This is a genomic window from Flavobacterium sp. UW10123 (assembly GCF_040538975.1).
Taxonomy (GTDB): Bacteria; Bacteroidota; Bacteroidia; order Flavobacteriales; family Flavobacteriaceae; genus Flavobacterium.
In genome coordinates this window covers 80,883-89,038 of sequence record NZ_JBEWQE010000022.1, presented here as the reverse complement: position 1 = coordinate 89,038, position 8,156 = coordinate 80,883, and the positions used below count along the sequence as shown (strand labels likewise).

At 46.2% G+C, this 8,156-nt stretch carries 9 protein-coding genes and 1 pseudogene; 2 read left to right on the top strand and 8 right to left on the bottom strand.

What is annotated here, in order from left to right:
- The 4 genes and pseudogenes from ABXT06_RS21210 to ABXT06_RS21195 all read right to left on the bottom strand — a co-directional run.
- Positions 1–804, bottom strand: a pseudogene (locus ABXT06_RS21210) (PcfJ domain-containing protein); the annotation flags it as partial.
- Positions 801–1,184, bottom strand: a complete 384-nt coding sequence (locus ABXT06_RS21205) for a PcfK-like family protein (RefSeq protein WP_354592528.1) — start codon at positions 1,182–1,184, stop codon at positions 801–803. The pseudogene ABXT06_RS21210 and the gene ABXT06_RS21205, both read right to left, overlap by 4 nt.
- Positions 1,185–1,210: 26 nt before the next feature.
- On the bottom strand, positions 1,211–1,570 hold the full coding sequence (locus ABXT06_RS21200; protein ID WP_354592527.1) for a DUF7222 domain-containing protein: 360 nt from the start codon (positions 1,568–1,570) through the stop codon (positions 1,211–1,213).
- 42 nt (positions 1,571–1,612) lie between these two features.
- Positions 1,613–1,999, bottom strand: a complete 387-nt coding sequence (locus ABXT06_RS21195) for a single-stranded DNA-binding protein (protein WP_354592526.1) — start codon at positions 1,997–1,999, stop codon at positions 1,613–1,615.
- A gap of 55 nt (positions 2,000–2,054) precedes the next feature.
- Between ABXT06_RS21195 and xseA the strand changes: the two genes are divergently transcribed.
- Positions 2,055–3,749, top strand: coding sequence for an exodeoxyribonuclease VII large subunit (gene xseA / locus ABXT06_RS21190; RefSeq protein WP_354592525.1), 1,695 nt, complete (start codon positions 2,055–2,057; stop codon positions 3,747–3,749).
- A complete protein-coding gene (xseB, locus tag ABXT06_RS21185; protein ID WP_502909070.1) occupies positions 3,724–3,933 on the top strand; it encodes an exodeoxyribonuclease VII small subunit in 210 nt (69 codons plus the stop codon). The genes xseA and xseB overlap by 26 nt, the downstream gene beginning before the upstream one ends.
- A gap of 220 nt (positions 3,934–4,153) precedes the next feature.
- Here the strand turns inward: xseB and ABXT06_RS21180 are convergent, their stop codons facing one another.
- The 4 genes from ABXT06_RS21180 to ABXT06_RS21165 all read right to left on the bottom strand — a co-directional run bounded on the left by ABXT06_RS21180 (position 4,154) and on the right by ABXT06_RS21165 (position 8,153).
- Entirely contained in the window at positions 4,154–6,466 is a 2,313-nt protein-coding gene (locus ABXT06_RS21180) for an ATP-dependent helicase (protein ID WP_354592530.1), read from the bottom strand.
- 309 nt (positions 6,467–6,775) lie between these two features.
- Complete coding sequence (locus tag ABXT06_RS21175) at positions 6,776–7,030, bottom strand: hypothetical protein (RefSeq protein ID WP_354592524.1); 255 nt, start codon at positions 7,028–7,030, stop codon at positions 6,776–6,778.
- Between the two features lie 109 nt (positions 7,031–7,139).
- Positions 7,140–7,409 (bottom strand): DUF3606 domain-containing protein, encoded by a 270-nt coding sequence (locus ABXT06_RS21170; protein ID WP_354592523.1) that lies wholly within the window; start codon positions 7,407–7,409, stop codon positions 7,140–7,142.
- A 123-nt stretch (positions 7,410–7,532) separates the two neighbouring features.
- Entirely contained in the window at positions 7,533–8,153 is a 621-nt protein-coding gene (locus ABXT06_RS21165; protein ID WP_354592522.1) for an alpha-ketoglutarate-dependent dioxygenase AlkB family protein, read from the bottom strand.
- Positions 8,154–8,156: the final 3 nt, after the last annotated feature.

Here is an 8,156-nt window from a genome sequence, read left to right as displayed (position 1 = left end):
TAGTTCCAAATAATCCTCCCAAATCTGCACATCTGAAATTTTGCAATTGTTTTTAATGACCGTTTTGACTGCCTGCCAATTGCGTTTTATGTTTTGGCGTGATGCGCCGAGATAGTACTGCAAAAGGTTCAGCTGACGGGATTTCAATAGGGTTTCTGCAATGGAGTCGGACAACAGCGATGCAAAGAGCAGGTGGGGTGCAATGTCATAAACTGATGATTTAAAACCGTTGCGTTTTAAGATTGGAAGCACTTTAATTTTCGGATAGACCTTGAAAGGATTGATATAGAACTTGGCATTTCGGGTGAAATCTTTTGGCTTTATTTCGAGCGGGGAGTAGAATTTCCATGCATCGACGGTGCTTGAAAATACATTGGTAGAGAGCGCAAGGGTGCGCACGTCGCCTTTGGGACTTATCCAATGCTGCATGACCTCTTTGTGGAAATAGGTCGGGGCGAGATTCTTTTTCATGTGTTTGTGGGCAATTACTATTCGCACAACCTGAAAATCCGCACAAGTGTGGACAACGGCAAAGTATTCTGTCTCCTTGAAATGCACCTGATTATAAGGCATCATTTTGAGCTTCCCCTTGCAGGCAGGACAGGCAGTGAACTTGGCGCAGGTGTCTGCGCAGGCAGGTTTCCAGACGTGTGTGCATTCCAAACAGTAGAACTTGGAGCGGGAAAGTACGCCCCATTTCAGAAAAATGTTTCTCTCCGCCCAAGCGAATACTTCGGGTTTTATAGGTGGCAGGGAAGAACTTAACTCGGTAAGCTGTTTTTCCAGTTGTGTTTTGGGCATCATAGGTCAAAAAGTGTTAGGGCGGTCTGCACGGGTTGCACTTCTTTTTTTACTGGAGGTGTTTCTTTTTTAATCTCTGTAATAGAGGCAGTTTGTGTTTGGGAAAACAAATCAGGAGCGGAGGACTGTACCGCCACCTTGCAGGCAATGGGAGCAGGTGTGCCGATGGTATCATCGGTAAAATATTTTACCGCCATATCATAGATTTCCTGATCATCAAAGGCGCATAAGCCTGTTTTTTTGACCTCGCCCATGATGTAATGCAGACAGCTTTCGAGGTTTTTGGAAGCTTTGGCAAAGTGGGGCGCAAAGGCAGTATCGCCCTGCGCCAAAGTTTTCAGATAAGTGTCTATTGCGGTTCTAAATTTTTCAGAAGCTTTCATAAGAAGATATTTAGGATTGAAAATTTTTACTCGAAGAGCCTTGAATACAGGTCATAGCAGTATTCCTCGAAGCAGAGCCAGCATACAAATGTGTAGTGCAGGGTCTGAAAACGGTTCTCTATCGGTTCGCCGATAGCCTCTTCGAGTTCTGTGCGGATATTTTCAAGGTCATCGATATGTTCGATGTAAAAGGCTCTGCAGTCGTCGTGGCAGATGAATTCGGATATCATCCCGCTGATGCACCCGCCCTTTTGCAGGTCAAGAAAAAAGGATTTCAGCTGTGCGCTTCGTTTTCCGTCATAGGAAGTGATGCTTCTAAGGATTATTTGGTTAAAGGCATCCGCTACCCTGTAATCGCTGTAATTTGATTTTTGTAAGGCTTTCATACTATTTCATTTAGGCGTGTATAAAAATTGGCTTGAAAAAGTCTAGAAAGGCAGGTCATCGGGATTCTCCGAAGCATTCTGCTTTTTGAGGGCGGGTGCAGGCGCACTATTCTGCGTTTGAGCAAATACCAGTATTTTGATATCCGAGGTATGAAAGGTCAATGAACCGTGCGCCTGAGCGTCATTTCCGATATAGACATTCAGCCCGATGCGCCCGAAGAGCTGAACGAGCGTGCCTTTACGGAGCCACTGCGCCAGTCCTGCGCTGAGCCAGTAGGAGCAGTCGATATAGGTTACAATCTTTTTGGTTTCGGTGCTTCCTTTGGGTTTGTAGCTATCGTTGACCGCTATGGAGAAGTTTACCACCTCACGGTTTTCCTTAACCTTAAAAACTGAGGCATCCTTTACAATTCGTCCTGTGATTTCCATGACATAAAATTTTTAGTGAATACTTGTTCAAGTTTTCTTTCCCCGTACCTCGCAAATGCAATTTTTCAAAAGAAAAAACGGGAAAAAAGAAAGCAAAGAACCAGTGGGCGCAAGGAGCCGGAGTGCTATAAGTCCCGAAGGGCGGCGGGGAGCCGTTATGCGCATGCAGGTGAGGGCGGACACTACTTTGGCTGCCCTTTTAACCCGTTTTGAATTGAAAATCGATTTCTATTTTTTTGTGTTTTTGAGATTCCGCCCAAGAATACCTACCTTAGCTGTAAGCAAACAGCAGACAGAAAAAAGCCAGCCTTTTATGGGACCAGACCAGTATATCAGATTATCGCAGCTTACGGATAAAATACAGGACTCGATCAATTCGGGCTTCCGTAGCCGCACGTATTGGGTAGTGGCCGATATCACCAACCATTCCTTCAAGGCCGACAAGAAGATCCATTACTTCGAGCTGGTGGAGAAATCGGAGAACAGCAGCGTGATTACGGCCAAGATACTGGGCAAGGCATGGGGAGGGGGAGCGCTTAGAATCATTGATTTTGAAATCACGACCGGGCAGCGTTTCTCCAACAACCTGCATGTGCTGGTGCAGGTGAGTGTAGACTATCATCCCCTGTACGGGCTTTCGGTGAACCTTTTGGATATCGACGCCAATTTTATGCTGGGCATATTGGAGCAGCAGCGCAATGCCACGCTGCAGCGGCTTGTAAAAGAAAATGATTTCATACACAAAGAGGGCGATGGGTACTCGACGCTGAACAGCCGTCTTAAACTTGCGGCAGTAATCCAGAGGGTTGCGGTGATTTCTTCAAGCAGCTCGGCGGGAAACGAGGATTTCCGCCACACGATGCAGCACAATGATTTCGGCTATGTTTTCCAGATTGATGACTATCATACCGTTGTGCAGGGGGACAACAACGCCAGACTGTTCCTAAACAAGCTCATTGAAGTCTATAATACGGGAATTCCCTATGATGCCATAGTCATTACAAGAGGGGGCGGATCTCAGTCGGATTTCCTGATTTTTGACAACTACATCATCGGAAGGGCTGTGGCGAAGTTCCCGATTCCTATTATAACGGGTATCGGACACCAGAAGAATGTCAGCATCACCGACCTTATGGCCCATACCCATACCAAGACCCCGACAAAGGCCGCTGAGTTCATCATTGCCCACAACCGCAGTTTCGAGCAGAGCATCCTTTCTCTGAAAAGAGCCATTGCCATTAAATCGCAGCAGCTCTTTCTTCAGCATTACAGGCAGCTCAATGCCATGAAAAGTTCCGTATTGCTCAGTGCCGGAGAGCTTGCTGCAAACCACAGGCGCCAGCTGGAAAGGGAGCGGGAAAAACTTATCGGAAATTCAAAGGCGGCGTTGCATGCCAGCCAGAAAAAACTGCTGATGGCCGCCCACCAGACACTGCAGTACCCGAAAATACTGCTTCTGGAGCGTAAAGCAGGACTGCAGCAGCTAAAAAATACCCTAAAAACAGCCAGTAATTCCTATCTTCGCAGACAGGAGCTAACTTTATCGCATCATCAAAAGTCCATAAAGATGATGTCCCCGCAGAATATCCTAAAAAAGGGATATGCGATCGTGAAGCTGAATGACCAGATTGTCAGTAGCGGGGGCGGCATAAAAAAGGGAGATGCTATTGAAGTGATCCTTCATGATGCCAGACTTGTAAGCACCGTTAAAGAAAAAAAAGTATATGATGGAAGAGAACCTGACCTATGAAACAGCTTTTGCCGAGCTGAGCACCATTTCAAGAGAAATGGAGAATGAGACCATTTCGGTTGACGAACTGGCGGCAAAGGTGAAAAGAGCATCGGAGCTCATCGAGTTCTGCCAGGCCAAATTAAAATCCACAGAAGCGGAAGTGGCCAAAATCATCAGCAGCATGGAGGACCCAAAAGAGTAAAAATCATCCTTTGGGATAATAAAAAGTGCCAAAAAAGCGTTAAAGTATAAAATACACGCCGATAAAGCAGATTTAAAGCCCATAATTTTAGGAATCCAGCTATATGCCTTATATAGCAAAGCCCAATGTCTTTCTCAGACAATGGGCTTTTATATTAATACAGGGAAGTCGGATCAAAGTTTTTGGCGCAGGAGACTCAAATAAGTTATACACCTTTGTTTTACCAATCCTGCTTCCCCGGGTTCTGATTCTTATCATCGAAAATGTTCCGGTCCTGCTGATCGTCCAGCTGGCCGGTCTGTTCTGCAAACGGATCGGGAGCATTTTTTAGGTCTTCCTGAATGCTTAAAAGATCCGCGGGTGAGGAGCTTTCCTGGTCAGACTCTGATGCGGAAGTGAGAAAACGGAAAGCAAAATCAATCGGCTTTTCTTTTTCCATTTCAAAAAAGTGCACGATATATTGGTTCTTCTCATGGTCAACAACCTGTATTTTCCCTAAGTTCCAGACTGGATGCATTACCAGATCCCCTTCGCTGAAAGCGGTGTCGATGCTGTTTTTTGATGCCGCTGATGCCGCTGATGCCGTCTGAAGGATCTCAGGGGAAAGTTTTCCCTTACGGACATAAAATTCTTCCTTGATTTCAAAGAGGAACCGTGAAGGATATTTATTGAGTCCGGTGGTAAAATTAAAGCCTTCCGAGTCGGTCATGTAAAACCTTTTCTCGGCGCGCGTCACTGCCACATACATGAGCCTTCTTTCCTCTTCAATGGCCCGTTTGCGTCTTTCCTTAATCGAAAGCGCACTTGGCAGGACGCCTTCAGTAAAGCCGCATAGGAACACGTACGGGAACTCAAGGCCTTTGGAAATATGGATGGTCATGAGACGGACTTTGTCCTGGTTTTCGGTGTCTTTGTCAAGATCGGTGTAAAGGGCTATTTCCTGCAGGTACTCCACAATATTCACCGGTCCGTTGTTTTCTTTTTCCAGCAGCATCATCGAGCTGACCAATTCTTTTATATTCTCCAGCCTGTCCTCATCGCCGTCCTTGCGGTAGAGTTCAGAGAGACCGCTTTTGTCGAGTATGATTTTGACCAGATCCGAAATCGAATTATGCTCCGCATCTGTTTTCAGTGCCGCGACCAAAGCCAGAAAATCAACCGCCCCTTTTTTATTAAGCTCTTTGTCTTCTATATTATTTTCAAGTGCCTGCAAGAGGGACAGGTTCTGCTGCTCGGCCAGAAAACTGAGCCTCTCAAGAAACTTTTTGCCCAGTCCTCTGGAAGGATGGTTGTGCATGCGCAGGAAAGAGAAATTGTCCCCCTGCACGATAAGCCTTAAAAAGGAAAGCACATCTTTAATTTCCTTTCTTTCAAAAAAGCGCACGCCGCCAAATATGGCATAGGGAATATTCTCTTTGATGAGTGCCTGTTCTATATTTCGCGAAAGATGGTTGGAACGGTATAGGACGGTGATATCAGAATAGGCTGCATTTTCAGTTTTAAGGATTTCCCTGATTTCGGAGGCCACCCAGAGGGTCTCCTCATAATCATTTTTTCCGTGGAAATGGACCACTTCAACCCCTTCGGGATTATCGGTCACCATATCCTTATCCACCCTTACGGTATTGTTTTTGATGATGTGGTTGCCGACTTTCAGGATGTTCGGCGTAGAACGGTAGTTCTGGTTCATGATGATGGTCCGGGTGTCCGGGAACATCCTGTCGAATTCCACCAGATACTCGGGTTTGGCGCCGCGCCATTCATAGATGGTCTGGTCGGGATCCCCGACAAGGAACAGGTTCTGGTGCACGCGCGAGAGCATCTCCACCAGATGGAACTGGCTGTCGGAGCTGTCCTGTGCCTCATCCACCTGTATGTAATGCAGCATGTCCTGCCATTTGGCAAGCACGTCCGGATTGCTGTCCAGTATGAATGCCGTGAAATGGATGAGGTCATCGAAATCCAGTGCATAGTTGCGTTTCTGCTTGTCAAGATATTTCTGGTAGACACGGCTGGAAAGCGAGTCCTTTTCATCAAGTTCAAAGCTCTTGTTATCCAGCATGTAGCCCAGATAATCCGAGGTGCTTTTCTGCTTGGAGATAAAGCGCAGGACCTGTTTGAAGGTCAGGTTTTTTGAATTGATGTCCAGTTCGGTGAATACGTCGCGCAAAATGGTCTTCTGGTCTTCGGCATCCAGTATGATAAAATTCTTAGGGTAATGGATTTTGTTTATTTCCTCGCGCAGGAACCTCACGCAGAAACCGTGATAGGTGGTGATGAAGCTCACATCAAAAAGGTCGCCTATCAGTGCCTTGACGCGTTTTTTCATTTCCTGCGCCGCCTTATTGGTAAAGGTCACGCAGAGGATATTGGAGGAATTAATCCCGAGCCTGTCCACAATGTAGGCAAAACGGGAGGTAAGGGCTTTTGTTTTTCCTGAGCCGGCGCCCGCTATGACACGCACGTAGCCTTCTGTGGTTTTTACGGCCTGAAGCTGGCTGGGATTAAGGTTTTCTAGAATCGGATCGTTCATTTTCAAGAAGGGATTTTTTGATCTCTATTTATTGTAAACGCAGCAGAGAGATCAAAAGGTCTGAGACGCAAATTTATGCAATTAATTCAAAAGCCGCGCAGGAGGCAGTACGATTGATTTGGGAAGATCATCTCAACGGCTTGGTGCATTTAACAATAAAAGCTAGGCGATCCAAAATAAAATCCTGAAGAGTATTCTATTAATGGCTGCATTAAAAAAATACCCTTCAGGATTCCTTGTGAAACTCTTTTTCCTATTTAAAAGAATTTGAATGTTACGCCCATTATTGGAATTATCCATTAAACTGGCTTAGTTTTCATCATCATCCTCATCGTCATCGATGGGTTTCTCCTCGTCCAATGTTCTTCTGTCTCCATCGGGATCACGCTCATCCGGGCGGGGATTGGGATGTTTGGAATCATCGCCGTGTATGCCTGTCGTGTCATTCTCGTGCTGGTTGACAGCCGGATCTTTTTTCTCCAGAAGCTCTGAATTTATGGAATCGTCTGCTGTGTGGTAACTGCGATCATCCCGATCGAAGCCATCGTAATTTTTTCTTGACATAATTCTGGTTTTATAGGATTATAAATTTGAAGAGGCATTGGTTTTTTATTCCAGGCTCTTGTTTTTTAAATGCGAAGTCCATTAAAAGCCTTTCAGCTTTTTAATGTTTTCAGTCGGTCCTGTACTCTTCGCTGCTCTCTGCCCCGTCATGCCACGGACCTTCTTTCAGACGCACAGCGTCTGAAGCGCTTTCCCTTGACGGGCTGTTTTCATTGAGATGCTCTGCCACCTCCACCACCGTGGTGCCTGCCGCCCTGACGGCATCTTTCAGTATTTCTTCGGGCACATTTAGCTTTTCAGCCCAGTGCTGGATTTCCGCCTGATCGGAAATATCGATATGCGAACTATTATCCTGTTCCATGCTGTTTCTGTTTTCCATGATTTTTTAATTTTAGGATTTATCCAAAGTTACCATCACCTGAAATAATCCTGTTATATTATAAAACAGGATTATTATAGGATTGCTATGATTATCAGTGTTTTAAAGAATAGAATAATCACCTTACCTTTCCCTCACCTGGCGGAAGGTGAGATTGATCCTTGGCAGAACAGGACGGGCGGTCTTGGGCACCTGATGCTCCCAGCAGCTGTTGGTATGGCCTGCCATGAGCAGAAAGGTACCGTGGTGCAGGGGAATCTCGATGGGTGCAATATGTTTGAGCGTCTTATGGCGCAGTCGGAACAGGCGCGTCTCCCCGAAAGTCACAGAAGCGATGTTCATGTCCTTGTTGCTCGACGAAGTCTTGTCGCTGTGCCATCCCACGCCGTCAGTTCCGTCCCTGTAGAGATTGAGCAGCACGGCGTTAAAGTTTATTTGGGTTTCCTTTTCCACACGCTCCCTGATCTGGAGCAGCTCCAGGGGCCAGTCGGGATTGGACCTGCGCTCGGGCCTATTAGTGTCCCCGTACCATGAGATCATGCGGGGAGCCGTGACCACTTTGTCGTACATTGGCATTTCATATTCCCTCCACTGGGTGCCATGGTATAAAACATTGTAATAATGGTCGGATTCGGCCTTGCTGAAAAAATTATCAATCAGCAGCAGGTCGGCATCGGGGACGTCAAATATTCTTCTGCCGCCATTGCCCGATGAAAAAATTTCGGTATCATCAAAAAGCATCATCTT

Coding starts and splice junctions, on each gene's coding strand:
- ABXT06_RS21205 (WP_354592528.1), bottom strand. CDS start 1,184: ATGAAAGCTTCTGAAAAATTTAGAACCGCAATAGACACTTATCTGAAA.
- ABXT06_RS21200 (WP_354592527.1), bottom strand. CDS start 1,570: ATGAAAGCCTTACAAAAATCAAATTACAGCGATTACAGGGTAGCGGAT.
- ABXT06_RS21195 (WP_354592526.1), bottom strand. CDS start 1,999: ATGGAAATCACAGGACGAATTGTAAAGGATGCCTCAGTTTTTAAGGTT.
- xseA (WP_354592525.1), top strand. CDS start 2,055: ATGCAATTTTTCAAAAGAAAAAACGGGAAAAAAGAAAGCAAAGAACCA.
- xseB (WP_502909070.1), top strand. CDS start 3,724: ATGATGGAAGAGAACCTGACCTATGAAACAGCTTTTGCCGAGCTGAGC.
- ABXT06_RS21180 (WP_354592530.1), bottom strand. CDS start 6,466: ATGAACGATCCGATTCTAGAAAACCTTAATCCCAGCCAGCTTCAGGCC.
- ABXT06_RS21175 (WP_354592524.1), bottom strand. CDS start 7,030: ATGTCAAGAAAAAATTACGATGGCTTCGATCGGGATGATCGCAGTTAC.
- ABXT06_RS21170 (WP_354592523.1), bottom strand. CDS start 7,409: ATGGAAAACAGAAACAGCATGGAACAGGATAATAGTTCGCATATCGAT.
- ABXT06_RS21165 (WP_354592522.1), bottom strand. CDS start 8,153: ATGATGCTTTTTGATGATACCGAAATTTTTTCATCGGGCAATGGCGGC.